This is a genomic window from Psychromonas sp. SP041 (assembly GCF_000470315.2).
Classification (GTDB): Bacteria; Pseudomonadota; Gammaproteobacteria; order Enterobacterales; family Psychromonadaceae; genus Psychromonas.
The window spans coordinates 1-607 of sequence record NZ_CBRF02000111.1; the positions used below are offsets into that span (position 1 = coordinate 1).

Genomic DNA, 607 nt, shown 5'->3' on the forward strand with positions numbered 1-607 from the left:
TGTGATAAGCGAACTCTTTACCGTTATCAGCGGTAATGGTTAACACTGCATCTTCGAATGGTTTTAATAATGCAATAGTGGCCGCAGTGACAGTCTTTGCTGATTTATCATTAATACGTGTCGATACGGTAAAACGCGTTTTACGCTCAACAATAGTCACCAATGCGCCGCTGTGTCCTTTACCAATGACTAAATCTATTTCCCAATCACCAACTCGGCTACGTGTGTCAACGATACTTGGTCGTTCATCGATGCTAACACGGTTCTTGATAAAACCTCGACCAGCTTGCTTATCTTTATTGCGCACTTGGTAAGCTTTGCCTTTTCGGCGTAGATGTTGGAATAATTGACCACCATTCCGCTTATCAGTGTAAATATGTTGGTAAATAGTTTCATAGCTAATACTGATGCCACGCTCTTTCTTAAGCCATCCTGAAATTTGTTCAGGGCTCCATTTTTCATCTAGTTTTGTATTTATTAATGCAATCAGAGTAGATGTCATTTTTATTGCTTTACGGGCATCAATACGGCGTTTAATTGTTGCTTGTTGAGCTTGATTAATACGGTAACCTCGCTTGCCTGTATTGCGAGCAAACTCTCTACTAAG

General features: G+C 40.4%; 1 protein-coding gene. It reads right to left on the reverse strand.

Annotated elements, in window-relative coordinates:
• On the reverse strand, window positions 1-607 hold a 607-nt coding region (locus SP041_RS20780; protein ID WP_137298022.1), incomplete at both ends, for an IS30 family transposase.